This is a genomic window from Paraglaciecola sp. 25GB23A (assembly GCF_040012495.1).
In the GTDB taxonomy this organism is placed as follows: Bacteria; Pseudomonadota; Gammaproteobacteria; order Enterobacterales; family Alteromonadaceae; genus Paraglaciecola.
In genome coordinates, this window is record NZ_JBDYKM010000005.1 from 93,920 (window position 1) to 120,829 (window position 26,910).

Annotated in this window: 18 protein-coding genes; 7 read left to right on the forward strand and 11 right to left on the reverse strand. The window is 43.1% G+C overall.

Annotated elements, in window-relative coordinates; genetic code table 11:
* Positions 1 to 6: 6 nt before the first annotated feature.
* Both parC and ABKW31_RS10830 read right to left on the reverse strand, forming a co-directional pair.
* Positions 7 to 2,319, reverse strand: coding sequence for a DNA topoisomerase IV subunit A (gene parC, locus ABKW31_RS10825; protein ID WP_348616365.1), 2,313 nt, complete (start codon positions 2,317 to 2,319; stop codon positions 7 to 9).
* A 145-nt stretch (positions 2,320 to 2,464) separates the two neighbouring features.
* On the reverse strand, positions 2,465 to 3,598 hold the full coding sequence (locus ABKW31_RS10830; protein ID WP_348616366.1) for a PQQ-dependent sugar dehydrogenase: 1,134 nt from the start codon (positions 3,596 to 3,598) through the stop codon (positions 2,465 to 2,467).
* A gap of 130 nt (positions 3,599 to 3,728) precedes the next feature.
* Here ABKW31_RS10830 and ABKW31_RS10835 point away from each other — a divergent pair, with 130 nt between their 5' ends.
* The gene (locus ABKW31_RS10835; protein ID WP_348616367.1) at positions 3,729 to 6,851 is read left to right on the forward strand and encodes a 7TM diverse intracellular signaling domain-containing protein; all 3,123 of its coding nucleotides are present in this window, start codon (positions 3,729 to 3,731) and stop codon (positions 6,849 to 6,851) included.
* A gap of 59 nt (positions 6,852 to 6,910) precedes the next feature.
* Here ABKW31_RS10835 and ABKW31_RS10840 read toward each other — a convergent pair whose 3' ends face one another.
* The 4 genes from ABKW31_RS10840 to ABKW31_RS10855 form a co-directional block, all read right to left on the reverse strand.
* Complete coding sequence (locus tag ABKW31_RS10840) at positions 6,911 to 9,607, reverse strand: CHASE domain-containing protein (RefSeq protein ID WP_348616368.1); 2,697 nt, start codon at positions 9,605 to 9,607, stop codon at positions 6,911 to 6,913.
* Positions 9,608 to 9,805: 198 nt separating this feature from the next.
* Positions 9,806 to 10,507: a DUF2982 domain-containing protein gene (locus ABKW31_RS10845; protein WP_348616369.1), complete on the reverse strand. Its 702-nt coding sequence runs from the start codon at positions 10,505 to 10,507 to the stop codon at positions 9,806 to 9,808.
* Between the two features lie 156 nt (positions 10,508 to 10,663).
* Positions 10,664 to 13,792, reverse strand: coding sequence for an efflux RND transporter permease subunit (locus ABKW31_RS10850; protein ID WP_348616370.1), 3,129 nt, complete (start codon positions 13,790 to 13,792; stop codon positions 10,664 to 10,666).
* Positions 13,789 to 14,958, reverse strand: coding sequence for an efflux RND transporter periplasmic adaptor subunit (locus tag ABKW31_RS10855; RefSeq protein WP_348616371.1), 1,170 nt, complete (start codon positions 14,956 to 14,958; stop codon positions 13,789 to 13,791). The genes ABKW31_RS10850 and ABKW31_RS10855 overlap by 4 nt, the downstream gene beginning before the upstream one ends.
* A gap of 122 nt (positions 14,959 to 15,080) precedes the next feature.
* Between ABKW31_RS10855 and ABKW31_RS10860 the strand changes: the two genes are divergently transcribed.
* The 3 genes from ABKW31_RS10860 (at position 15,081) to ABKW31_RS10870 (ending at position 18,896) form a co-directional block, all read left to right on the forward strand.
* Complete coding sequence (locus ABKW31_RS10860; protein ID WP_348616372.1) at positions 15,081 to 15,725, forward strand: TetR/AcrR family transcriptional regulator; 645 nt, start codon at positions 15,081 to 15,083, stop codon at positions 15,723 to 15,725.
* Positions 15,726 to 15,832: 107 nt separating this feature from the next.
* On the forward strand, positions 15,833 to 18,478 hold the full coding sequence (locus ABKW31_RS10865) for a reprolysin-like metallopeptidase (RefSeq protein WP_348616373.1): 2,646 nt from the start codon (positions 15,833 to 15,835) through the stop codon (positions 18,476 to 18,478).
* Positions 18,462 to 18,896, forward strand: a complete 435-nt coding sequence (locus ABKW31_RS10870) for a hypothetical protein (protein ID WP_348616374.1) — start codon at positions 18,462 to 18,464, stop codon at positions 18,894 to 18,896. Before ABKW31_RS10865 ends, ABKW31_RS10870 begins: the two co-directional genes overlap by 17 nt.
* A gap of 39 nt (positions 18,897 to 18,935) precedes the next feature.
* On the opposite strand, the gene ABKW31_RS10875 is transcribed toward ABKW31_RS10870, so the two are convergent.
* Positions 18,936 to 19,250, reverse strand: coding sequence for a hypothetical protein (locus ABKW31_RS10875; RefSeq protein ID WP_348616375.1), 315 nt, complete (start codon positions 19,248 to 19,250; stop codon positions 18,936 to 18,938).
* A gap of 409 nt (positions 19,251 to 19,659) precedes the next feature.
* Here ABKW31_RS10875 and ABKW31_RS10880 point away from each other — a divergent pair, with 409 nt between their 5' ends.
* The 3 genes from ABKW31_RS10880 (at position 19,660) to ABKW31_RS10890 (ending at position 23,741) form a co-directional block, all read left to right on the forward strand.
* The gene (locus tag ABKW31_RS10880) at positions 19,660 to 21,690 is read left to right on the forward strand and encodes a TonB-dependent receptor (RefSeq protein WP_348616376.1); all 2,031 of its coding nucleotides are present in this window, start codon (positions 19,660 to 19,662) and stop codon (positions 21,688 to 21,690) included.
* A gap of 93 nt (positions 21,691 to 21,783) precedes the next feature.
* Positions 21,784 to 22,836 (forward strand): agmatine deiminase family protein, encoded by a 1,053-nt coding sequence (locus ABKW31_RS10885; RefSeq protein WP_348616377.1) that lies wholly within the window; start codon positions 21,784 to 21,786, stop codon positions 22,834 to 22,836.
* Entirely contained in the window at positions 22,833 to 23,741 is a 909-nt protein-coding gene (locus ABKW31_RS10890; protein WP_348616378.1) for a carbon-nitrogen hydrolase, read from the forward strand. Before ABKW31_RS10885 ends, ABKW31_RS10890 begins: the two co-directional genes overlap by 4 nt.
* 392 nt (positions 23,742 to 24,133) lie before the next feature.
* On the opposite strand, the gene ABKW31_RS10895 is transcribed toward ABKW31_RS10890, so the two are convergent.
* The 4 genes from ABKW31_RS10895 to ABKW31_RS10910 form a co-directional block, all read right to left on the reverse strand.
* The gene (locus tag ABKW31_RS10895) at positions 24,134 to 24,520 is read right to left on the reverse strand and encodes a DUF2306 domain-containing protein (RefSeq protein ID WP_348616379.1); all 387 of its coding nucleotides are present in this window, start codon (positions 24,518 to 24,520) and stop codon (positions 24,134 to 24,136) included.
* A gap of 71 nt (positions 24,521 to 24,591) precedes the next feature.
* Positions 24,592 to 25,533 carry an MBL fold metallo-hydrolase gene (locus ABKW31_RS10900; protein ID WP_348616380.1) on the reverse strand — a complete coding sequence of 314 codons (942 nt, stop codon included), beginning with the start codon at positions 25,531 to 25,533 and terminating at the stop codon, positions 24,592 to 24,594.
* Positions 25,534 to 25,620: 87 nt separating this feature from the next.
* Positions 25,621 to 26,052 (reverse strand): DUF3859 domain-containing protein, encoded by a 432-nt coding sequence (locus tag ABKW31_RS10905; RefSeq protein WP_348616381.1) that lies wholly within the window; start codon positions 26,050 to 26,052, stop codon positions 25,621 to 25,623.
* A 178-nt stretch (positions 26,053 to 26,230) separates the two neighbouring features.
* Positions 26,231 to 26,839, reverse strand: coding sequence for a glutathione S-transferase family protein (locus tag ABKW31_RS10910; RefSeq protein ID WP_348616382.1), 609 nt, complete (start codon positions 26,837 to 26,839; stop codon positions 26,231 to 26,233).
* Positions 26,840 to 26,910 lie beyond the last annotated feature (71 nt).

Below are 26,910 nucleotides of genomic sequence, written 5' to 3' on the forward strand. Positions count from 1 at the left end.
CAAAAACTATTCACTACCTTCACCTAGCGGCGGTAATAGCCCATCGCCAGTATTAGGAGTGGTTTTAGCTAACTCGACTTCCACCCCATCAACTCGTTGCAGTCCTCGTGGTAGCTTATTTCCTCTGCGGCCCCGTTCACCTTGATAATGCGTCAAATCAGCAGCGGATAAACTCATACCACGTTTACCAGATAGAATTTTGATACTGGCTCCATCCGGAACAACGCTAAGCACTTTGACATATTCTTCACGAGAAGCGGCTCGTGCCGAAGGAATACTAATTAGCTTGTTGCCTTTGCCTTTACCTAACACGGGTAAGTCGCGTAAGGGGAACATTAACATACGACCTTCACTGGAAATGGCTAAACACCAATCTGACTCAAGATTTTTCAACACTTGCGGAGCAATGACTTTGGCGCCGTTTGACAAAGACAAATACGCTTTACCCGCCTTATTTTTACTCACCATGTCACTGAACTGGCCCACAAAGCCATAACCCGCATCAGAGGCCATTAGATATTGCTGCTCATCTTTGCCCATCACCACATGTTCAACATTTTCACCACCGACGATATTGAAACGACCAGTAAGCGGCTCGCCTTGGCTGCGGGCTGAAGCTAAACTGTGGGCATCACAAGAAAAGGTGCGCCCAGATGAATCAACAAAAACCGCTTGCTGATTACTGCGCCCCTTGGCACTGGTTAGAAAACTATCACCCGCTTTGTAACTTAAACCATGGACGTCAACATCATGACCCTTAGCACAGCGGGCCCAGCCTTTTTCAGAGACCACAACCGTGACGGACTCTGAAGGCATCAGTTCTTTTTCGCTGAGGGCTTTTGATTCGCCACGGGCCACGATGGGTGAACGACGATCGTCACCGTATAATTCTGCGGCGGCTAAAATTTCTTTCTTAATTAATGTTTTCAAACGTTGTTCAGAGCCCAGTAACAATTGCAATTGATCACGCTCTAAGGCCAATTCGTCTTGTTCGCCTTTGATCTTCATTTCTTCTAATTTGGCCAAATGGCGCAATTTCAGATCAAGAATAGCTTCTGCCTGAATATCAGATAAAGCGAATCGATTCATCAATTCTTGTTTAGGCTGCTCTTCATAACGAATAATGCGAATCACTTCGTCAATATTCAAAAAGGCAACCATTAAACCTTCAAGAATATGCAGTCTTGCAAGTACTTTATCAAGACGATACTGCAAACGGCGCACTACCGTGTCTTTTCTGAAAATTAACCATTCACTGAGAATTTGTTGCAGATTTTTAACTTTTGGACGGCCGTCTAAACCGATCATATTAATATTTACGCGATAACTCTTTTCTAAATCTGTGGTGGCAAACAAATGTTGCATCAATTGTTCTATGTCAACGCGGTTGGAGCGCGGTGTGATGAGTAATCGTGTGGGATTTTCATGATCAGATTCATCTCGCAGATCACTCACCATAGGCAGCTTTTTAGCCTGCATTTGCGCGGCAATTTGCTCTAGTATCTTTCCACCAGAAGCCTGATGAGGTAAAGCGGTAATAATAATATCACCGTTGTCTTCATGATAAACCGCGCGCATTCTAATTGAGCCTCGCCCAGTCTCATAAATTTTTGCGATTTCATCGGTTGGCGTAATGATCTCAGCTTCAGTGGGATAATCAGGTCCTTTAACGAAGGCGAGTAGTTCACTGAGTTCAGCTTTACTATTGTCAAGCAACAAGGCACAGGCATTGGCTATTTCGCGCACATTATGCGGCGGAATATCCGTTGCCATACCAACAGCAATACCAGTAATACCGTTAAGGAGTATATGCGGTAAGCGTGCGGGTAAAACTTTAGGTTCATCTAAGGTGCCATCAAAATTTGGCTGCCAGTCTACTGTGCCCTGACCCAGCTCAGTGAGCAATACTTCACTAAACTTAGACAGACGTGATTCGGTATAACGCATGGCCGCAAAGGATTTAGGGTCGTCTGGCGCGCCCCAGTTACCTTGCCCATCAACCAAGGGATAACGATAAGAAAAAGGCTGTGCCATCAATACCATGGCTTCATAACAGGCCGAGTCACCGTGAGGATGAAACTTACCTAATACATCACCGACTGTTCGTGCGGATTTTTTGTATTTTGCATTGTTGCTCAGACCAAGTTCTGACATAGCATAAACAATGCGCCGCTGCACTGGTTTCAAGCCGTCACCAATATGTGGCAAAGCTCGATCCATAATGACGTACATAGAATAGTTTAAGTATGATTGCTCGGTAAAGTCACGCATCGCCAATTGTTCGATGCCATCTTTGTTAATTATCGTATCTTGACTCATATAAAACTGGATTCACTATTTATTGTTATTTTCAATACAGCAAGGCTTATGCTGATTACATTGCTACGTTGATACTACCTTATGGCAAACCGATAAAACTACCAAACAAAAATCTAATACAAGCCTTGCTCTGTTACAAACTGTTTTATGGCTGATGGTAGGTTACCCTATAAATAACGTTGGCGAAATCATCGGCAATTAACAAACTACCATCGGCTAAGGAAGTAATGGCAGCAGGACGTCCCCAAGCGGTATTATCGCTATTTAACCAACCCTCTACAAAAGGTTGATAATCGCTAACCTTGCCATTTTCTACTGTTGCCATCATCACTCGATAACCTGACTTTTGAGTACGATTCCATGAACCGTGTTCAGCCACAAACAAGCGGTTCTGCATCTTAGAGTCAAACATTGCTCCGGCATAAAAATGAATGCCCAAAGGAGCTACATGAGCCATTAAATTTAATTTTGGCGCGGTGTAAGTAGAGCTCTTTTTACCCTGCCCAAAATGCGGATCAGCCAAACTACCACCATGAAAATAGGGGAAACCGAAATGCTCCCCAGGCACTGTTACCGCATTAAGTTCGCAAGGAGGAATATCATCACCCAACATATCGCGACCATTATCACTAAACCAAAACTGCTGAGTAACAGGGTGCCAGTCAAAACCTACGCTGTTGCGCACACCTTTGGCTACCCATTGCTTTTCACCAGTGGCTAAATTAAAACGCAGAATTGAAGCAAAACGTGGATCATCAAATTGCTCTCCCCCATTCGTTTCACAAATATTACACGGGGCACCAACGGGCACGTATAACCAACCATCTGGGCCAAAAGCAATATATTTCCAACCATGATGTTTTTCACTGGGTAGAGCACTCACTACCACTTCAGGTGGAGGTAAGTTTTGATAATGTTGTTCAATATCGGCATACTTTAAAATGCGGTCGACCTCAGCAACATACAAGTCGCCCTGATGTATTGTCAGCCCTGATGGCATATTGAGGCCACTCGCAATTTTTATGACCTGCTCAGCCACACCATCACCATTACTATCAATAACGGCATGCACTAAGCCCGCGTCTCGACTACCAACGAATACAATGCCCTGTTGACTGACAGCCATTTGCCGGGCATTTTTAACATTTTGGGCAAAAACGGATATTTGGTATCCCGCTGGTAATTTGAGTTTTTCCAATGGAAGTGCAGTTTGCTCTGCGGCACTAACATGACAAGCGACTAGTAGCACTAGGGTTAGAAAAGAAAATTTACTGCTCATATTTAGGTCAATTTTTAAGGTAATCGTCAGTTTTTATCATACGTTATCTGTTAGTCGAACGGTAGAGATTGCCTAAGACAAGGTGCAAATGGTTTAATGACATTATTGATTCGACCCAGACCGACGTGACATGCCAGACCTTATCTGTCGTTTAGTTATGCTTTTATTGTTGTTAATTTCAAGCCAAAGCTATGCTCAAAGCACTGTGCAGCTTATCGAAACGTCTAGCTCTATTAGGTTATCCGGCCAACTAAAAATTCTCTTCGAAGAAGACCAGCAACTCACAGTACAGCAAGTCAATCAGCAGATTGACCGCTTTGTTTGGCAGTCGGGTGACAATCCCAATTACGGTTTTACCGATAAAGGCGCATGGCTCTATACCACTATTAGCAATGTAACCGACGTTGATGATTGGGTGATCGATGTTGCGTTTAGTCAATTAGAAAAAGTCGACATCTACATATTACTCGAAGATAAAATTATATCTCAAACTCAGCAAGGCAAGGCGCGTTTTGGTCAGCATTATCGCTTGCCCACTCTCAAAACCGAACTTCCTTATGCACAAACAGTTTCTTTGTTTATTCGCATCGAAAGCGCGCATTCTAGTCTAGTTGCTCCCGTAGACATTCAAACTCATCACTATCATGAAAAAATCAACTTTTACGATAATTTGTTGTGGGGCTTGTTTTATGGCGGCTTACTGATCTTGGCTATTTATAATTTTGTTTTATTTCTAGGGATCAGAGAAAAAAGTTTAATTGCTTATGTTAGTTATATTGCTGCGGTAATCATTTGGCAGTTTGTTTGGAGCGGACACTCGCACTTAGTCATGCCTGAGGGATTCTCTCGTTGGGAAAATGAACACACCGACCTGATCTTTATCATTATTGGGGTTTTTTCGGGTCTATTTACCTGTGTCTTTTTAGACATTCAAAGAACAGCGCCTAAAAGTTATCGGGTGGTCGCGTCGAGCATAATACTATTAAGTATTTTAGGTTTGTGCTCTGTGGTTAGTCTCTTCCCGCCAATATGGCAATCATCTTTGGTTTACTTGGTTAGTTTAATTGCGATTAGCAGCTATACCTGTGCCGGATTTGAAAGTTATAACAATCAATTTTATGCTGCCCGTTATTTTATATTTGCTTGGAGCATACTCGCTGCCGCAGCCATTATTGGTATGCTCAGTTTAGTTGGCGTTTTTCCCTCTAATTTTTTTACTACCTATTGTTTTCAATTTGGCGTTTTCCTCGAAGCAGGTTTGTTTTCATTAGCTTTAATGGATAAGACTCGTCATCAATTAGAGGTAGAAATCAACCAAGCAACCAATGACCTGCGCAATAATATCGAACTGGTGGAAGAGCAAAATGCGCGCTTAGATATTGCCCGCAAAGAAGCGATTAATGCCAGCAACGTAAAATCACAGTTTTTAGCCAACATGAGTCATGAGATTCGCACACCACTCAACGCCATTCTCGGTTTTAGTAAAGAGCTAAACTCCTCTGGTTTAAGCCCTGAAAAACAAGAACAAGTTAATATTATTAATGCGGCAGCGGATAACTTGCTATCAATCGTCAATGACGTACTCGATTTTTCAAAAATTGAAGCAGGTAAACTTCGCATCAATAATCATGCTTTTTCCCCCACCCAAATGATCGAAGATTTAGTGGGTGTTATGGCCAAATCTGCTCATTTGAAAAGTTTAGAATTTAATTATGAGCTATCTCCTTTACCAGAGAAGTTAATTGGTGATAGTTACCGCATAAAACAAATTTTGAATAATTTATTGGGCAATGCACTCAAGTTTACTGATCACGGTCACATCGGCTTGGCCGTCAAAGGTATATTTCTTGAACACGGTATTTACGAACTGGTGTTTAAAATTGAAGATACCGGCATAGGTATTAGCCGTGAAGATAGACGTAAGTTATTCGCTGCGTTTTCACAAGTAGACGATGCCCTAAGTCGCTCTTATCAAGGCACTGGACTGGGGCTGGTTATTTGTCAAGAACTGGTGAAGCTAATGCGTGGTGATCTTGACTTGCAAAGTTCACCGGGGCAAGGAAGTATTTTTACCGTAACCTTGCGCACCAACTTACTAAATACTAAGTTGGCTTTGCGAAAAGACAGTGAATGGCAGGGTAAAAATATTGTGTATTTTGACCCTGAGCCCTATTCACGCTATAGCGCAGTAAAACTACTGAAAAACCTCGGTGCAAATGTAACTGGAGTTGAATCATTAGACTTTTTGCGCAAATTACGCGCTGACTACGATATGGTATTTATATCTATTCCAAGCAGAAAAGAAGATGAATTACCCAACATTCTTGAGGCCTGTCGCCAAATGTCTCGCCAACAGTCAGTCATACTTTATTCTGGTGCTAACTCACTTGGCCAACGCACTGACTTAGGTCAATATTTTGAACACAAAATGCGGCTGCCCCTGACCTTTAGTCGTCTGACTAACTTACTACATTTACCGCAAGTGAGCCCGGCTGACCATATTCAAGAACGTCTCAGTAAACTACCAAAAGCGCGGGTGCTAGCGGTCGATGATATGGAAATTAATCTGCGCCTACTCACTACGTGGTTTAGAAATACTGAATTACAGTTGACCCTCGCGTATAGCGGTAAAGATGCGGTAAAACAATGTTACGAAAATGAGTTTGATCTAATTTTGATGGATGTGCAAATGCCGCACATGGATGGTATTGAGACCACTCGACGTATTCGCCAAACCGAATTGAATTTGGGCACACCGATCATTGCTGTTACAGCCCACGCTTTTAAAGAGGAACAAAACCGTTTATTGGCATCTGGTCTGGACGATTACATAACCAAACCTGTAGATTTATCTGACTTAGTGGATTTAATTATTCGTTGGTGTCAGCAAGTAGAAGAAAAACCACCTGAGTTAGCAGATTTTGATTGGTCCTTGGCACTTAAACGCACAAATAATAATGAACAGGCAGCATTGGAAATTCTAGCGCAGTTTATTAAACAGTTGCCCAGTTTACAGACTAATATAGAGCGATCTTTTATGGCGCAAGATTACGCTGAAATGCAGTCTTTTATTCATAAGTTGCATGGGGCCTGTTGTTATACTGGCGTCACTAAACTACATAAGTTTTGCGAAGAAGTAGAAATCGCGCTTAAGCTTGGTCAGTTTGAGCAAGTAACTAAAAAGATGATCCTCTTCAATGACGTGGTACAAAGCGCCATCACAAAGGTAAAACAAGGGCAATATTTAAACTGAATTCGACGCATTTAGGCGTCAGAGCAATATGATATTAGTTGGCTACCCTTTGTCAGCAACTAGGTAAAAAGCGTTTGCTGGAGTTTCTGTAATAACAAGGTCAGTTCAACCGGCTTAGCAAGATGGCCACTGAAGCCCTCTCGCTGGTATAGATTGATATCATCACTCATCGCATTGGCTGTTAGCGCTATAATGGGCAAAGCAGGGTGAGTTGCTTTAATTTGCCTACAGGCTTCCATACCATCCATCACAGGCATTTGGATATCCATCAAAATAACATCAGGATGCTCTGTCTCTAGAACATTGACAGCTTCAAGTCCATTCCATACAAATATCAAGCTTGCCTGAGTAGGTTCTAACATCGCTTGAACAACCATTTGGTTTATTTCATTATCTTCCGCCACCAAAATAGTTTTACCAGAAAAGTTAAGGTCTTCTGCTTTTAGGTCTTGTTGTTCAATCGTTGGTGCAACCGCTTGCTGTAACGGCAGGGTGACCGTAAAAGTGCTGCCGACTTTGATTTCACTTTTAACCGCAATATGGCCAGCCATGAGAGTGACTAACGAGTGCGTAATGGACAAACCTAATCCTGTTCCGCCAAATTTGCGCGTAATCGAAGTATCAGCCTGCTCAAATCGTTGAAACAACCTATTTTGCTGTTCTTGCTCGATACCTATTCCAGTATCTTCAACTTCAAAGACTAGACTTTGCTCTGCAAGTTCATGGTGCACACGCAAATTCACATGACCGACTTGAGTAAATTTAATGGCATTTGAAGCCACATTTAACAAGACCTGCCTTATTCTAGTTGGATCGCCCTGCCAAAATTGATGAGTGACCTCATTGATCAAATTAAACGAGATGTGCTTGGTACTGGCCATCATGGATAAATCTGCACGCAAATACTCAAGTAGCTCAGACAAATTGAATTGGCTATTTTCCAATAAAAGTTTACCGGCTTCAATTTTTGAAAAATCCAGAATGTCATTGATAATAATATTCAGGCATTTAGAAGAGTATAAAGCTTTTGCTAAGCGCTCTCGGCCTTGAATCGACACCACTTCATTTTGTAGAACCTGCAAGGTGCCATAAATTCCGTTGAGTGGCGTGCGAATTTCATGACTCATATTGGCTAAGAATGCTGATTTAGCCTCATTGGCTTGCTCGGCCATCAGTCTTGCTTCAGCAATAACTTTCTCATGTTCTAATTGTTCAGTTTGGTCGTAAGCAATACCTAAAAAGCCAAATAAATTACCTTGTTCGTCGCGTAAACTACTCACATTTAGCTTAACAGGAATATGTCGACCATTTTTATGCACATAGGTCCAAGGATTAATATCCACTAAAGCCAAACGGGCTTTGGCCACAAACACCTCAAAGCCAGGCTCAATGGTATAGCCAAACTCCTTAGAAAGTCCCGCGGCCCTAGCCACCACTTCTTCAACAAGATGAAAAGATGCGGGGCTATCATACCCTATGACTTCTAAAGCAGAATAACCAAGCAGAGTTTCAGCCGCGGGATTAAAGACGGTAATGACTCCGTCTTCGTCTGTGGCAATAATCGCATAACCCGCACTTTCCAGAATACTGCGTTGCAAAGCACTTACTTGAGAAATTTGCTTCGTTCTTTTCGATACTTTTTTCTCAAGTTCTATATTGGCCAGCCTTAAGGCATTTTCTTTTACTTTCGACAATTCTGTTTTATGCGCTAATGTCTGCGCAATTCGAGCCAAGGTTAAATGAACACTGAACACCAGCAGCATAACTAATAAGGTCAGACCGATGATATTAAAAAATGTCTGATGCCGCGTCGGTAATAACAGTGAATCGATGAATGCAGGTTTGGCTGTGAGCTCCAAGTTCCAATTTCGCCCATAAAGGTGAATTGCAGCCGTGGCTGCTGGAGCCATGCTGGCGTCATCCATCAGACCAAATTGATAAAACAGCGTTGCAGCGCCATCTTCAATATCTTTAATCCTCAGTATGACATCGCTCTGAGTTGCAATACTGCTGTTTAAAACATCATCGGCAAATATAGGGGCGTATGCCCATCCCTGGATATTTTCTAGCCTATCTTGGGCGCTTGTGAGCGAACTATTTACCCGATAGATAGGCAGTAAAATTAAAAAACCATAAGGTGTTTGCTCGTTGACTTGAACTAATTTAATTGGCGCAGTAAGCCTAACTTCATTATATTTGGCGGCTTCTATTGCGGCATGGCGGCGATGAGTCTCTGAACCTATATCCAAACCCAAGGCAGCCTTATTACTATCCTCAGGCTCAATATATTGAATAACAAACAAAGTATCTGAGTGCTGATTTAATTGGCGCAGGTTGAATATGCCGTCAGGGCGGTCTTGACGAGCATATTCAACAAACTGCTCGATTTGAGCTGGCTTTACATAGCGAATTAAGCCAAAGCCATTGGCGCCAGGAAATTCCTCGTTAACATTACGCGACGCGCTATAAGCTTGCATGTTGGCATAGTTAAAGTGGTCTATACCTGCTGTTATTATTGAGCCTTTTAGTCCTCTCAAGCCATATTGGTATAGGGTTACCCAGTCCGTGACAGTTTCACTAATCAGACTCAATCTTGCTTGTAGCTTTGCTGCAATGTATTGCTGATTTTCTAGTGATTGACGTTTATCTGCATAGATTGCAATACTAAAACCGATAGTCAGAATTAAAAAAGGTAGCCAAAATAATTTTAGTTTTAAACTTTTGATGGGAGGGATTGCAGATTCACTTTCGGCCATGGCTCAAGTTATTCCTAGCTAATTAGCTATACAAGGTTATTTCACTAATGAGCAAACAGCACTGTTTGTGCTTAATTAGTTGACGCTATACAAACACCTTAGCACAAATAGTCGTTTACCTAGAATTATGACAACTTACCTCGTTTGTATGCCATGTCACTCGATTTAATCATGCTAAGATAATAAGCGAGCACCGCCTTATGACTCAACTGATCCGTCTAGTAATACCTGTTGCTGGCATTGTTGCAAAAGTTGGACAAAATCATGTTCGTCACGATCTAATTCAGTAGCGGCAATAAAAATATCAAAACCCAGTTGTTGCCTTAGCTTTTGCATCCGGTTAGCCAACATCGCTTGAATACCGGTATAAATTTGGCCGTCACTGTCTTTGAAGTGGTCATCTTCTAATAAGCCATTGCCATAACACGCACCGCTTTTGCAATTAAGTTGCTGATCGAGGCCCAAACCATAAAGCAGTAATGGCCGCTGTTCCATTAAAATATTAGTCATTAAACGAGGAGATATTGCGCCCAAAAAAGGTTGATATGACTTGAGCTTAATGCCAATCATAGCTAACTCTTTTTGCTCAACTCCCTGACTGATACGAGGCACGGCCATACGCTGGATATTATTCCACTCAAGCCGCCACGTGCCATTTTTATGTTGATAAAATAAGGTTTCCCGCGACAACACAAAACTGTGTAATGGCTCACGGTATTTGAAGTAGGCCACCAGCAACGTCACTAACGACAGGCTGGTTAGTAAGATGCCAATCAAATATGCACTTTTTGGCAACCAAATTAATAATTGGCTAGATAGCAATAAACCTAAACCACCGATGATGGCCGTAGTTAGCACATTGCGCTTCGCAGCGCGGCGGATTTCGATTAAATCTTGCATCGATTAAAGCCAAAAGTAAGTGAAAACTAAATACATAATAATGCCCCACAATATTATCATGCGCCAGCGATTGCAGTAGGGACAGTCTGTCTTCCACCATGATTTTTTCGGATTTTTCTGCTCTAACATTCGCTCAACTAAATTAGTTTTATGTTTTTACGCTGTTATCACCTTTTTAGTTTGTTTTTGACGATACATCAAAGCCACCACTAGAGGCGTAAAAATCAAAGATAGGATAATCGAAAATCCAACGCCTCCAGCTAAAACTACTGCCAAAGGAGGCCAAAAGGTACCTTCACTGAACAGCAGCAGCGGCACAAAACCACCCACAGTGGTGACAGTCGTTGAAAGTATATGACGACTGCAGCCCATCACTTCATCAACAATGTGCGGCACATTTCCCACTTTGGCAAGTGGATTAGCATTAATTGCTGCGATCACCACAATTGAACCGTTAATTGCCACACCAATAAGCCCTGCGCAAGCCAATAAGGGATTAAATCCAAGAGGTAACCCCGAGAGCCACAAGCTAAACATGCCCATCCCGACTGACAATATCGCCACTACGCCAATAACTAAGGCCAAACGTAAGCTACTAAAAGACAAAATTAAGGTGGTTACCATCAACACCAGTAGTACCGGCAAATAGGTTGCCAATTGACCCAAGGCTTCTTGCTGTTTATCCGCATCACCGGCCATTTTGAACTGATACCCTTTGGGTAGGGTGAAATTTAATTCAACTAACTTTTGCTGCACCATATTGCTGACATCAATGGCCGTGGCACCGGGCAACAAAAACGCTTCCACGTTATTAACACGCACCCCATTTAGGCGTGTAATTCCTGCAACACTGGGCATCAACTTAAACTCACCTAATGCGGCCACACTTAAACCATTCGTTGTGTTGGATTGTGTTATTGCTTGTAGAGGCAAGGCCTGTACCAGAGCTAAAGAATCTCGCTGTTGCTCGGCAACTCTCAAACGGATAGGAATCTCTTCGGTACCTTCAAGAATAGAACCACCAAGCTTACCATTGAGGGCTATTTGTAGTTGTTGAGCAATATCAACCAGCGATAAACCTGCCAATTGACTGGTATCACGTTTAGCATCTAAGACCAGTTCCGATTCACCTAAGGTAATAGACGCAATAGTTTGGCTAATACCCGGCACTTGTGTCATAGCAAAGCGCACTTGCTCACCAAGCTGATTAAGTAGGTCGATGTCTGGCCCCAATATCTTAAATCCGACCGGAGCACTAACAGGCGGACCTTGACCAAAGGCGCGTACTACAAATTTAACTTGGGGAAATTGTTGACCTAGCTGAGTTTGCAGCTCACTTATTAAGGCCTTAGCCCGTGCAACACTAGCTACACTGACCACCGCATTGGCAAAATGCGGTGAATTATCACGATTCATCACCTGATTATAGTAAACCGAAGGGCTAGAGCCCCCTACCAGCCATGTAACCTGTTTAACCCCGCTCGCTTCACTGATGACTTGATTAGCTTGCAGCACCACATTTTCGGTTTGTTTTATCGGCGTACCTTCGGGCATCCACAAGTAAATTTCGAACTGATCACGATCCGCACTGGGGAAAAATACATTACCAAGTTGAGCGGCTAAGAAAAAACCTGAAAGTGCAAAAATGAGCGTTGCACATATACCTAATAAGGGGCGTTTAAGGGCTTTTTCTAAGATTTGCTTAAAGCGCTGACTAACTTCTGGCAATTGCATGCCTTGTTGATACCAGTGAGTATTGGTGGCGACTTCGCCACGGGGTAGTAAGCGTGCGGCTAAGGCCGCGATAATAGTGAGGGAAATAAACAAAGAGCCTATTAAGGCCATCACCACACTAATAGCGATAGAGCCGATAAAATCACCAATATTACCCGGTAATAGAAAAATCGGCATAAAACCTAGGATGGTTGTCAACGTTGAGGCAAGCAGAGGGACAAATAGGTGGCGAATACTGCTCACTAATGCGTCGATTCTGGGCATTGTGGTATGGGCGAGTTTGGCACGGATCTCATCGGTGATGACAATGGCATTATCGATTAATAAACCAATGGCGATAATGATCCCAAAAATCGACATTTGGTGAATTTGTTCATCAAAAAAGCTCAATGAAAAAATCACAAAACTCGCACATAAAGGTAAGGACAAGCCGACTATCCAAGAGGCACGAAAGCCCATGAAAAACAGCACAACCAACATCACTACAAAACAACCCAACAACAGGTTTTGCACGAGTTGCGATAGGCGATCTTCGGTATAAATATTTTGTTCAAATACCACATCAGCAGCCACTGTAGCCCCAAATTGCTGGTTAAAGGCATCGACCGCTAGGGTTGCTTCTTCGGTCCATTTGTCTACTCGCACCGTGCTTTGCATACGTGCCGCAACAAACACAACTTGTTCGCCATTAACCGAGGCGATGTCATTTACTGGCGTGCGCCAGCCACGTGTTACTTGCGCTATATCACCCAAGCGTAAAAAGCCACCCTGTGAATTTGCTTTGAGGGGTAATTGCCTGACGCGTTCAAGGCTATCGAGTTCATCAGCCACCTGTAAACGCACATCTTGCAGACTGCCACGTATAGTGCCAGCTGGTACCTTAGGGTCAGCATAACTCACCGCACTACTTGCCTGCGAAATCGTTAAACCGGCGATTTCAAGCTCATGAGGGTCAATGGCGACATTAATTTCTTCGTCTAGCTCGCCGTAGATCCTAACCAGTTCTGTGCCACTGACATTACGCAGACGATCAGCCAATTCATCTGCCATACGACTCACTAACGTCATCGATGTGGTGTAACCTTGAGCAGGCTTTAAGGCTAACAACAAGGTAAAAGAATTGGCTCCTCGTCGCTCATCCAGCACTGGTTCACTAGCGCCCTGAGGAAACTTTTTTTGAGCATCACCTAGTGCCTGACGAATTTTCGAAAAAATTTGTTCATTCGAACTGTTATCAACCCACGCTTGCAGTTCAAGCACGATAATTGAAATTCCGGCTCGTGATGTGGATTTAATTTCGTGGATTTCATACAACTGACGCAGCTCATCTTCGATTACGTCGGTAACCAGAGCCTCTACTCGCTCAGCCGATGCTCCAGGATAGGGCGTAATGACTAATGCATTACGCGTATCAATGCGCGGATCTTCTAACCGCGGTAAGTTCATTACTGCCGACAAACCAGCCACCAGCACCACTAAAATACTTAAGATGAGTAAATGTTTATTGCGGAAAAAAAGACTGTACCAAGGGCCTGATAGCGCTGAACTCATAATACTGACCCGCTATTTTCATCTTGGGCACTGAGGGGCTTAGATTGGGTTTGCACTAATTGTCCAGGCACTAACTTATGCACCCCATTGATGACCACTTGTGAGTCAGATGCGAGGGCACCGCTCACATAGACCTTGAGATCATCCACGTAATTCACTTCAACCAATTTAGAAACTAAATAAGCTTGACCTTGCTCATTCTGTTCAACAACAAAAATACTCCATAGCCCTCTTACGCCGCTAATCAGTGCCGTTCTGGGCACCCAAGCACCGGGCAGTTCAATGTCGATTTGACGTTCTAATGTCACCAAGTCACCCGCTAATATTTGCGCACTAGAATCAATCGTAAAAAGTACGTCAATGGTGCGGGTACTGAGATTACGTTGTTGCGCAATGGACTTGACTTGAGCCTGTATCGGCTGTTGGGCCCACAATAATTCAGTCTGCTGTGCCACAGAAAAATGTTGTGCCTCAGCAGCTGGCAGAGCAATACGAACTTGTAAGTTATTTTCTTGTTGTAAAACTAATATCGGCTGCCCGGCATTGACGACCGTGCCAATATCAATAGCACGACTTACTACCATGCCAGCAAAAGGTGCATATAATCGGGTTTTAGTCAGTTCCACTTCAACACTGGCTTTACGAGCGGTTATTTCGGCTACTACCGCATTGGCGACTGCAGTGGCTTCAAGCACTTCGTCAAGCCGTTGACTTGATTCAAGATTTTTTGCTACCAACTCGGCAACACGTTTTTGGGATAATTTTGCTAAACGCAAATCGGCTTCAACTCGACTTAGGGTGGCGTTGATTTCTTGTAAATTAATTTCCAGTCGTTGCGCGTCTAACGTTGCCATCAACTGACCTGCTAGCACACTTTGCCCCTCGTCCACTAAGGTTTGTATCAGCACTCCGGGGCGATCAAAACCCAAGGAAGATAATTGATTGGCTTCTACTTGACCCACAGCGACGCGTTTTTCCAAATATTGTTGTGTCAGACTAATTGGCATAATATCAACTACTTGAGAAGGTGTTGCGCTCAGGTTAGTGTTAACTTGACCTCGGCCAGATACCCACATCAGAGCAACAAGGGCGGCAAACGAGAGCACGACAATCATCCAAAATGCCGATTTAGCGATCCTTGGTGCGGTAGTAGAAGGTGTTGTCATAAAATTTCCGAGTTAAAACAAAAGAATTTGAACGAAATAAATACTAGACTGTCTAGTATGATAATACAATACAGATTAATCTAATAGTTAAGATTATTTTTTTAGTGAAATTGGAGTACGCATTGACCAAAGCAACTGTGATTAAGGCTGGCCGACCTAAGAGCCAGCAAAAACGCAAACAAATATTATTAGCTGCGGGGGAGTTGTTTCTAGTGCACGGTTTTAGTGGTTGCTCAATGGATATGGTTGCTAAAAACTCTGACGTTTCTAAACAAACGGTGTATTCGCACTTTGATAACAAAGAAGCCCTCTTTACGGCAGTAATCAAGGCTAAATGTGAAGATTATCAGTTAAATAGCTCTCATCTTGAACATGAAAGTGGACGCTTTGAAGACATCCTTCAACAAAGTGGCTTACAAATTATCCGTCTGTTACACGACAGTCAGGTCATTGCTATTTATCGAGTTGTCATTGGTGAAATAAGTAATAATCCCCGTGTTGCCGAATTATTTTATGAAGCGGGTCCACAGCACAGTTTAGATATGTTGGCTCAATGTTTTCAATCTTTTACTGAGGGTCAGTTAAGCGCTCAGAAGGCCATGCAAGGGGCGGTGATGTATTTTAATTTACTCAAAGGCGAATTTCATACTCGAAGCATACTCGGTCTCGACTTTGCTTTGAGCCCTGAACAACAATATGCACAAGTGGCCGCCGCCACTCATGCTTTACAACATTTCCTGAAAACGCAGCTCGGTGAAACTATTTGACATTTAAGTAGCCCAATTGCTCAATACCATAATCAAAGTCATAAGTTATCAATGCAATGTACCACCTGCAAAGTAATGGAACTTTAGCGAATTAAAATGGGTTTATAATGAGATCAAAAAGCTGTTTTTCTATCATTTTATCGCTATACGTGCTGTGTTATGCCGCGTCATTACAGGCCGCCAACAAACTGTGGCATGGCCAAAGTCAAGTGAATCAACATACCAATTTAGAGCACCAAGCACTCAGGGCTACTGCACGTAACGCACGTTACTTGCGCATAGATAACGATGTCCTGGCGCAGATGCAAAACCAAATAAAACAAGGCCAAAGCATCGAATTACCTTTGCCAAATGGCCAATGGCTTGAGTTCACTCTGACTCCATCGCCCATATTATCGGCATCATTGAGTAGTAAATATCCGCAATTGATGACCTATAGGGGTGAACAAGTTGATAAACCAACAAACTATGGGCGTTTTAGTCTCAGCCCACAGGGATTTTTTGGCTTTTATCGAGCAGACAATGACTGGTTTTTATTATCTCCTCAATTAAAAGAGCGCGGTGATGACTACATGGTGTATCGCTATAAAGATGCGGTTGATGAAACAAACAACGAGGAGGCGAAAAAATCCACTCTGGCCGACTTTTTAACCATAGGATCACCTGATAATGACACCGCATTGCAGCAAAAAACCGCGTCTATCGGTGAACAGATTCGCACTTACCGCTTGGCTATTAGTACCAGCGGTGAGTATGGCCAAAAAATGGGCGGTACCGTGGCTGATGTGGTCGCCGAGAGCATGATTTTGGTCAACCGTATAAATCAGATTCTACTCAGTGACTTGGCGCTTCAATTTGAACTGGTGGACAGTGAGGCTGTCATGTTTATTGATGCCAACACCGACCCTTATACCAACACCGACGCTGCCAGTGATGTTGATATTAACCAAAGCACCCTTGATAACTTGCTCGGTCAAGCTAACTATGATGTTGGTCATTTACTAACAACCAACGGCGGTGGGCTAGCCGGCGTGGGAGTGGTCTGTCTGAGTAACTCTAAAGCACTCGGCACCACTGGAGCGTCTAACCCCAAGGGCGAACGTTTTTATATTGACTTAGTAGCTCACGAATTAGGCCATCAACTGGGTGCGCGGCATTCTTTTAATGCACAAGACCAAAGTAACTGTGATGCTGATCAACGCAGTGCGCAAAGTGCCTTTGAACCAGGCAGCGGTTCTACTATCATGGCTTATGCCGGTTTATGTAGTGGACAAAATTTACAAGCCAATAGCGATCCGTATTTTCATGCAGGTTCAATCGCAGAAATCCGCAGTTATGTTGAGAGTTTTAGTGGTTCATCCTGCGGAAGTTCGTCGTTACAAAATAACGCTATTCCGCAAATTCAGCTTAGTAATAACACCTATACAATCCCTGCCAACACTCCATTTGTCATCGAGGCCAGTGCCAGCAGCGATGCTGACAACGATGGCCTACTCTTTAATTGGGAACAAATCGACGCCGGAGGTGATAACGGCGGCACCACAAACGGCTCAGCAATGGCCACAGACAATGGGGCAAATCCACTATTTCGCTCCTACCCTGCGACAGAATCTTCACAGCGCTATTTTCCGCAGTTAAGCAGTGTCTCGAGTAGTCAACTAGCGGTCGGTGAAACCTATGCCAACACAGATAGAAGTCTTACATTGCGCCTTAGCGTAAGAGACAATAAGGGTGGCGTTAACAGCAGTGACGTAAACATAAAAGTGGTCAACAACCAGCAAAACTTTGCTATTACAGCGCCTGATTCAGAGCAAACGTGGGCGGGACTTGCACAACAAACAATAAACTGGAATGTGGCCGGCACCGATCTTAGCCCTTACAACTGCTCTGCTGTAGATATATTATTAAGCAGTGAGAGCAATACTAGCTTCGATATCGAATTAGCTAGTTCAGTCGCCAATGATGGCGAACATGTTATCACCGTACCCAATATTGATAGCACCACAGTAAGACTGATGGTGAAGTGCAGTGACAAGCTATTTTATGCCCTAAATTCACATAATCTCAGTATCACTAAAGCAGAGCCCGTTCAGCCCGTGATCACCGGACAAACTGCACTTACTACGAATGAGGACAGCAGTATTACCCTCAGCTTAGATGACTTAAGGGTGGAGGATGCTGATTCACTTTATCCCGATGATTTTAGCCTAAGTATACAGGCGGGTGATAATTACCTTGTGGCTGGATCAGACATCATTCCAGCGACCGATTTTAACGGTCAACTTGCGGTACTTGTAAGCGTTAATGATGGCAGCTTACCCAGTGAGTTATTTAGCTTGACCATCCAAGTTAATGCCCTCAACGATGCCCCTGTAGCCCAAGATGATAACGTCAGCCTATTGCAAAACGCACCGGCAACGCTGATTGATGTGCTGGCTAACGATAGCGACACTGACAATAATACGCTCACTATCACGTCTATTGGTTACAGTGGTCTAGGCTCGGTCAGTATTAGTAATCAACAAATCAGTTACCAACCCGCAAGCGGATTCAGTGGTAGCGAATCATTAACTTATACCCTCAGTGACGGTGAATTAAGTAGTACGGCACAACTTAATATTACGGTTAACATCCAAACGAGTGCCACCCCTACAAGCACAAGTAGTGGTGGCGTACTAACTTGGCCACTGTTTTTTTTAAGCGCTGTGTTGCTATTTGCGCGGAGGGTTAAGCCAAATGAAACCACTATTTAAACCGGTTTACTGTGGTGCCTTACTGCTATGTTGTGCAGGCCTTAATGCCTGTAATGAAGCGCCTAATCAGGCTGCAACTGCCCATCAAGCGCCTGCTGCACATTCTCTGGGAAACCGCCAACAACAAATAGTAAGTGAGGCCAAGGTGGATGCAGAGCATGCCATTGAGGCACAAGATTTTCGTTTATTGGCGCTACGCAATAAAAGTACCTCAATACCGGGGGTCGATATAGAGCTTAATGAGCTTGCAACGCTAGAACAAAAATGTGGTTTACTGTTTATGAAAAACAGTGGCGACGAAATTCTACAACGCAGCGAACTCAGTCTGCGCCAAGAACAATACGCTTATGCACTGATTTACAATACCTTAGTGCTGCCCGCCTGTTTAAGCCAAGCGGCTGAGCATCAAACAAAATAGCCTGCAAGGCAGGCTATTTTATTCGCGGGCTTAATACAACTACAACACCTCGCTAAGATAAGCTTGAACATCTTTTGCCTCACGCTGCTTAGAGAACTCTAACAAATCTATGTTGTTACACTTCATGCCATCATCAGCGACTAATTTTCGTAATACATCTTTGCTTGAATGAGCCACCTCTCCTACTTTATTGCGAATGCTGCGTTTTAATAGGCCTAGATCATCAGTCACCACGGCTTTACAAAAATCGGCGTAGGCCATTTCTCCAGCAAATTTGTAATTAGCCGCCGACTTCATGCCGGCATTCGCTGCAAAAGCACTTAAGGCAAATACTGCCAATATCAGTTTTTTCATTGTCGCTTCTCCTGTTATTTCACTTAACTTCACGTATTACGGCCCCTATTTATTACCTGAGCCGCAGCCTATTTATGACGCAAATGATCAAGTGTTTCTGTATTTTTATTGTTTAAACTCGGTAAAATTATTGTAAAACAACAAGTTACAGATATAAGACAAACTTAATTGATTAAAAAACAGACAGTTAGGCAAGTGAGATAGAAGCATTTAATCTAATCTGAGGCTTTGATAGTTCAAACTAGTCTTTAAAATGACCAATATATTGAGTTCAGGATCTGACTTTAGGCTGATTGTTAAGGACAATTAACCAGAGTCTCGCGGAACAATACTTATTTTGATCTGATCATTGGGTAAAGAGCTGAGCTTGTGTATGATCCCATTTTTGTCACTCTCAGTAGTAAAACACATGAAAATCAAGCAATTGTCGATAATTGTGAGCAGTATTGGCTTGCTGAGTCCAGTTTCAGCCAATATCCAAGACATTGACATTATTACCGTCACAGCCAATCGGCAAAGCCAAACAATCAGCCAACTAAGCAGTAATATCGCTTGGCTGGATGAATCAGAGTTAGCTTTGTTAGAGCCGCAGCATATTCAGCAAGCTTTAGCGAGAGTCGCAGGTGCGTGGATCAGCCGCGGCAACGGCCAAGAGCACCTAACCGCATTACGCTCCCCAGTGTTAACCGGTGCTGGCGCATGCGGTGCTTTTTTTATGGCTGAAGATGGTATTGCTTTGCGCGCCCCCGGCTTTTGCAATACTAATCAACTATTTGACGTTAATAGTGAACAAGCCGCACAGATCGAAGTAGTACTAGGTTCAAATAGTGCTTTATATGGTAGCAACGCAGTACACGGTGTGATTAATGTTCTTAGCCCGGACGCCATGCAAGCAAGTGCTAATTTAATCTCCCTTGAAACCGGACCTCATGATTATTATCGTGGTAAATTTCGGGTGGGTTCACAAAATGATAATCAGGCTTGGTTAGTCTATGGCAATGCCACCAGCGACGGCGGTTATCAAAATGACAGTGGCTATGACCAACAAAAACTCAATATCATTCAGCAAACTCAATTCCAGCAATGGTCAGTTAAATCGGTACTTGCCTTAAGTAATTTAAACCAACAAACCGCAGGCTTTGTCGAAGGTTTTGAGGTGTATAAAGATCCAATCTTACGGCGTATAAATGACAATCCAGAAGCGTTCAGGAATGCACGTTCTTTAAGAGCATATAGCCGCTGGAGCTATGAAGCTGACGCAGATACCCAATTTAACATTACGCCCTACGTACGTGCCAACCAAATGGCTTTTTTACAGCACTATTTGCCTTGGCAAGCATTAGAAGAAAACTCACATAATAGTGTTGGCATACAAAGCCAGTTTATCCAACGGTTTGCCAAACTAAGAGTATTAAGTGGTTTTGATTGGGATCAAACTTGGGGTAAGTTATCTGAATATCAAGCCGAACCTTTTTCAGCCACGATTCCACAGGGTATGCACTATGACTATAATGTCACCAGTCAAGTTTATTCGCCTTATGTCGAACTGAACTGGCAATTACAAACGGCAACCCAAATAGTGGCGGGGCTACGATATGAGCGCACCGAACTGGATTATGACAACCGATTAAGCGCAGGCAGCGCCTGTGCAGACGCAGCGGTAAACTGTCGTTTTATTCGCCCTGCCGATCAAGCATTAAGTTATAATAATTGGTCACAAAAATTAGCCATACAGCACCAACTCAGTGCGGGTATCAGCCTATACAGTCAGTGGGCACAAGGCCACCGAGTGCCGCAGACCAGTGAATTATTTCGCTTACAAAATCAGCAAAGTACGGCCAAATTGGAGGTTGAAAAAAGCCAATCACTCGAGCTAGGTAGCCGCTTTAGCAATACCACCAGCTATCTTGACCTAAGAGCATTTTATTTAGAAAAAGACCAAGTCATATTACAAGATACCGAGCGACAGATTATCAACAATGGCAGTACCTCTCATCGTGGCATTGAGGTGACAGTGCGTCATCAGTTCGACCCGAACTGGTATATTGCTGGTGCAGGTACCTATGCACAACATCGTTATGAGTCAGCCTTAACCATTAGCCGCCAAGATATTGCAGGAAATGATATTGATACAGCCCCTAAACAAATGGGCAGCGCACAAATCGGTTGGCAATCTGCTAAAACTCAAGTGGAACTAGAATGGTTAACTATGGGAAGATATTACTTAGACCCAGAGAATACTGCGACGTATGACGGGCATCAGCTTGTCAACCTGCGCGCCACTACGTACTTAAGCGACAAGCTTAAAGCCAGCCTGCGTTTGCTCAATATCACTAATAAGGATTATGCTGAACGCGCCGATATTGCCTTTGGCAATTATCGTTATTTTGTTGGTGAACCTCGCAGTGTGTTTTTCTCGCTGGCGTATTTATTTGAATAATAAAGATTAAGCTTAAATACGGGCTTGAATTTTTCAGCACAAGTCGCATTTTATAATAATGCGCAAGATTAAATTAGGATGGATTAAGACTGAATGACACCTTCAATGCAGTTGTTACCAGAATGGGCAAAACAAGAAGCCGTTATTTTTGCATGGCCTGACCTAGATACCGATTGGTATCGTTGGCTAGATGATGTCCGTCAGGTTTACCTCGATATCATACAGGCCTTAAACGCCGCCAATACACCGGTGCTTTTACTGGTTAAAGCCAAGGAAGTTGCTCACTGCAAAACCATGTTGCCAGCAGACGCTAAGGTACTTTTAGTGCCTACTCAGTACAATGATACCTGGGTACGGGACTACGGTTTTCTAACTTGTCGAAGCGAGCAAGGGCTGCAGCCTATTGAATTTACGTTCAATGGTTGGGGCGAAAAATTTGATGCCCGTAAAGACAATGAAGTTAATCGCACTACCCTCGCTAAATTATGCCAATTGCCTTTAATCTCTATTGATTTGGTGGCCGAGGGCGGGGCACTTGAAATCGACGAGTCTGGCCATTTGTTATCGACCCAGTTTTGTTTAAGTAATCCTAAACGAAATGGCGACTTGTCCTTTGAGCGTTATACAGAGATTTTTAAGAAGGCACTTGGCGCAAGTAAAGTCAGCATTTTTGAACATGGTCATTTAGAAGGTGATGATACCGACGGTCATATTGATACTTTGGTGCGTTTTACCCTTGGCCAAGGCATAGTAGTTCAGTCAGCTTTTAACCGCCCTAATGATGCACATTTTGTAGGTTTAGCAGCCTTGGTTGCTGAATGTAAGGCCGCCCTGCCTGGACATCAGGTATTTGAGTTACCTTTGCCAGAAATCTACAACGCCGAAGGCGACAGACTGCCTGCCTCCTATGCCAATTATTTAATTTCGAATCAGCATGTTTTATGCCCCATTTACCAACAGCCTGAAGACGAACTGGCTATGGCCATCATGCAACAAGCCTATCCAGACTTTAAAATCGTAGCCATTAATTGTTTGCCTCTGGTGCAGCAATTTGGCAGCTTGCATTGCATCAGTATGCAAGTGCCTGAAAACACTTTAAAAGCCGACATCGTGCATCGTTTAAATGAGGGAGTAAGCCAATTATGAGCAGACAAGCTAGCCCAAAAACCACCTTACGTGTTGGTTTAGTGCAACAAAAAGTCGCCAATAACGACAAACAACTGAGTTGGCAACGCAGCGCCGAGCAAGTCACCGCCCTTGCAGAACAGGGCTGTGAGCTTGTTATGTTGCAAGAACTGCATAGCACCCTGTATTTTTGCCAGCAAGAAAACACCGACTTTTTCGATTTAGCCGAGCCTATTCCCGGCCCTGCCACTGACTATTTCGCCGCATTGGCCGCCAAATTAAATATTGTGTTGATCACCTCGTTATTTGAAAAACGCGGTTCGGGTTTGTATCACAATACCGCCGTAGTCTTTGACCGGCAGCAAGGTATGGTAGGTAAATACCGCAAAATGCATATTCCTGACGACCCCGCTTTTTACGAAAAGTTTTATTTCACCCCAGGTGATTTAGGTTTTGAACCCATTCAAACCAGCGTAGGCAAACTTGGTGTATTGGTATGCTGGGATCAATGGTATCCAGAAGCCGCGCGTTTGATGGCGATGAAAGGCGCCGATATGTTGTTTTATCCCACGGCTATTGGCTGGGATCCTTTAGATACTAAAGAAGAGCAAGTACGCCAGCATGGCGCATGGCAAACTATTCAGCGTGCCCATGCGGTAGCCAACTCACTTCCGGTAATTGTTGCCAATCGCACGGGCTTTGAAGCCTCCCCAGTTGAAGGTGATGCAGGCATTCAATTCTGGGGGCAAAGTTTTATCGCTGGCCCACAAGGCGAGATATTGGCACAAGCTAGTATCGATAAAGAAGAAAACCTAGTGGTAGATATAGATCTCGCCCGTACCGAAAAAATCAAACGTATCTGGCCCTATTTCCGCGACCGCCGCATAGACGCCTATGATGATTTAACTAAACGCTGGAGAGACTAGTTTTTGGTCAATTAAAGGGCAGTGATACTGCCCTTTTTTGTATGTGATGCTTTTTATACAATCAAGCCCAAAAGTAAAAATTATTCACTGTGCTGACAACATCACTGTAAAACAGGTGCCTTGTTCAGACATCCCAGCTGACCATTACATAAGACACTAATTCTTTCCTTACGTTGGAGTGGAGAAAAAGCCACCTTCTTCGAATTGAAAATGAGTGAAATCAAAGTGTTCAAGGCATTTTATTGTCAAACACCAAAAGCAATAGCGTTCTCACCACAGAGGCTGGGCTGCACAGAGAACGCAGAGTATTAAGATAACTGCATTGCCGACGACATCAGATCGCTTTTAAGAACGACTAGTTAGCGGCACCTAAGACAAAAAGAACGATTTTTTTATTGGAACAACCACGTGTGCAACATTCTGCCTGGGGCAAAGGTAAAACTTCCTGCGATAAGCAGACCACCAACATAAAGGGCAATCATACTGCGTTTGTGGCGGTTAATGTCGCCATTACGCACGGCAACATAGGCGGTCGGTACGCTGTAGAGAACCAATAAACTAAACAAGTGAATAAAACCAAAATGCCCGAGAATTACGGGGCCGATGGTGGCTGACATAAATAGTGTGACCACTGCGCTGAATAACATCAGCAACATGTATATTTTGCCCAAGACCTTGTGCCTTGGGCTTCCTTTGCGCCGCATCAATAAATACGTACCCAGCAAGAAAGCCGGCAGTATGGTGATTAAGTGTAAGTAGCTTAATTGCAGATAATTCAAAATCAATCAGTCCTTTGTACTACAAAAAAATTAATGTGCGGCGGGCCTGTTCAGCAAAGCCAAAAACCACGCTATTTATCCAATGGATCTTTTACCAACAAACTAAAACCCTCAAACTCATAATTGCGCACATCTTCGTCTTCCAACTTACTGGGAAAAGCTGCGTTTTGCACGGCTAAAACGGCCGCTTGTAATTTGGCTAAATAGGCTACGGATTGCATGGTTTCATTGTGGCCAGGCAGCAGAAAGTCGACTCTGTCTTGATAACTCAGCATCGTTTTTACTGAATTGGCGAAATCTCGAAAGCTCGATGTCTCAGAATACAGGTATAGCGGTGCTGGATAAAAGCTATCGCCGGTCAACATCAGTCGATTATTTTTGTCTATTAACATGATGCTATCGGGTGAATGACCGGGTATGAAAACCACTTCAATGGGACGCTCGCCAAGCTCAATAATTTCACCGTCTGCCACATAGTACTCAATCTGATAGGGCTTGTTTTCATAGGACTCCATTGAAAACTCTGGTGGTACGTTTTTCCAAAATGTATCGGCCGTCATTTGTTGGCCATTGACTGCGTTGTCATGGCCTTTTGCGTTATTTAACGCAAAAGTATTGTTCACTCCATAGATAGTATCAAATTGATAGTTGCCGCTGACGTGATCAAAATGACTATGAGTATTAATCACAAGCAATGGTAAATTAGTCAGTTGAGCAACCAGCGATTTTAAATCACCAATACCTTGCAAGGTATCTACCAGCATGGCTTTATCTGAGCCGATCAATAAATAACTTATCGCTTCTTGCCACTGATTTGGTTCATAAATAGCATAGGTATTGGCATTTAATTGATAGACTTCAAACCAATCTTGCTTGGTATCAATCAACTGATACTTTGACCATGAAGCACGTGGCAAGGTGTCATACCAGTATGTGTCATGTTTAACTTTGGACACAGGGGCGCAGGATGAAACGATGCAAATCATGCAAACTAATAAAGTGATTCTATTCAACAATCTGTCCTGAATTCAATTCGGTTTGTGAGTATTAGAATATTTTAAACACAAAGCAATAGCTTAATACTGATTAAGCTAAACAAGCTAATAACCGCGTCTTTTCCAAAACTGAATTTCTCCATCAGCATACTCGGTGAGTACACTAAAGGTTTTTTCAGCAATAATTTTACCTGCGCATTCAATAACCATCAGCCAATCCCCAGTTTTGTCTGCTATGGGCTCCCATAAGGTATCCCCTAGATAAAATTGCCAATCATTATTGCGCACATAAACTTCACCCGTAAAGGGCGCCATTACCTGACCTTTTTTATCGATGATATCAGGATGATAAATGGTCCAATCAAGTCTTAAACCTTTGCCTTTGACTACTCTTAAGATAAAACCAAATTCAATGTTGACCAGCGCAGGAATTTTAGTGGTGAAGTCATTAATGAGCGGCAGTTGCTTAGACTTTTCGTTCCACTCTTGATATATCCCATAACTATCAATAGTAAAGTTTGCTTTAAGTTTTGACATTAACAGGGCTGACCTTTGCGATAAAATTATAGTGTTTGAAACTTATTTACTGGGGATGTACCAATTAGAACATCTTTCAAGCTAAATCAAATAGCCAGGATCACGTTAAACATTGGCCCAGCAATCCGGTATCACTTATCTACTCCTCGCTTGCACAGCCCTTTATCAGCAGTAACAACTAGGCTTGAGTGCTGGCACGCTCGTTCATCATTGCATACCAACGCTTTAAATTGAGTTGCTGATCTGTCATTTTTATTTTTACTACTCGACCAAAGTCGATTGCGCACAAAGCGGTAATATCAGTGACGCTAAAATGCTCACCCGCGATATAAGGACTCAGTGCTAAACGTTCATCAAGCACATTTAAAAAACTTTGTGCCTGTTTGCCCGCTTCAACACCGTATTCTTTTATCGGCGTCATTCTGTCTTTAAAATAGCCTGTGGTGTGCTGAAAACACATGCCAATTGGCATAAACAAATGCAATTCAGCAAAGCGTTGCCACATATCCACTTGGGCTTTTTCTAGGGGTGTGCGTCCGAATAAAGGCGGTTCAGGCTGTAATTCTTCAAAATAGCGACAAATCGAGATTGTTTCACTAATACAGGTGCCATCATCTAATTCTAAAATGGGAATTTTAGCCATAGGATTTTTAGTCCGCATGGCTGCAGATAAATTTTCACCTTTTACGATATCAACTTGCACGTATTCCATAGGGATATTTTTTTCAGCCAAAAATATTCTTACTCTTCTGGGCGATGGTGCAGTATGGGTTTCATAAATTTTCATATTTAGCCTGCTAGTAATAGCTCGTCAAGGTTAATGTATTGCGCTCAATAACAAGCTATACGAGAGATATA

Bases quoted from the DNA above. Each gene is read 5' to 3' on its own strand.
- parC (WP_348616365.1), bottom strand. From the start codon at position 2,319: ATGAGTCAAGATACGATAATTAACAAAGATGGCATCGAACAATTGGCG.
- ABKW31_RS10830 (WP_348616366.1), bottom strand. From the start codon at position 3,598: ATGAGCAGTAAATTTTCTTTTCTAACCCTAGTGCTACTAGTCGCTTGT.
- ABKW31_RS10835 (WP_348616367.1), top strand. From the start codon at position 3,729: ATGCCAGACCTTATCTGTCGTTTAGTTATGCTTTTATTGTTGTTAATT.
- ABKW31_RS10840 (WP_348616368.1), bottom strand. From the start codon at position 9,607: ATGGCCGAAAGTGAATCTGCAATCCCTCCCATCAAAAGTTTAAAACTA.
- ABKW31_RS10845 (WP_348616369.1), bottom strand. From the start codon at position 10,507: ATGCAAGATTTAATCGAAATCCGCCGCGCTGCGAAGCGCAATGTGCTA.
- ABKW31_RS10850 (WP_348616370.1), bottom strand. From the start codon at position 13,792: ATGAGTTCAGCGCTATCAGGCCCTTGGTACAGTCTTTTTTTCCGCAAT.
- ABKW31_RS10855 (WP_348616371.1), bottom strand. From the start codon at position 14,958: ATGACAACACCTTCTACTACCGCACCAAGGATCGCTAAATCGGCATTT.
- ABKW31_RS10865 (WP_348616373.1), top strand. From the start codon at position 15,833: ATGAGATCAAAAAGCTGTTTTTCTATCATTTTATCGCTATACGTGCTG.
- ABKW31_RS10870 (WP_348616374.1), top strand. From the start codon at position 18,462: ATGAAACCACTATTTAAACCGGTTTACTGTGGTGCCTTACTGCTATGT.
- ABKW31_RS10875 (WP_348616375.1), bottom strand. From the start codon at position 19,250: ATGAAAAAACTGATATTGGCAGTATTTGCCTTAAGTGCTTTTGCAGCG.
- ABKW31_RS10880 (WP_348616376.1), top strand. From the start codon at position 19,660: ATGAAAATCAAGCAATTGTCGATAATTGTGAGCAGTATTGGCTTGCTG.
- ABKW31_RS10885 (WP_348616377.1), top strand. From the start codon at position 21,784: ATGACACCTTCAATGCAGTTGTTACCAGAATGGGCAAAACAAGAAGCC.
- ABKW31_RS10890 (WP_348616378.1), top strand. From the start codon at position 22,833: ATGAGCAGACAAGCTAGCCCAAAAACCACCTTACGTGTTGGTTTAGTG.
- ABKW31_RS10905 (WP_348616381.1), bottom strand. From the start codon at position 26,052: ATGTCAAAACTTAAAGCAAACTTTACTATTGATAGTTATGGGATATAT.
- ABKW31_RS10910 (WP_348616382.1), bottom strand. From the start codon at position 26,839: ATGAAAATTTATGAAACCCATACTGCACCATCGCCCAGAAGAGTAAGA.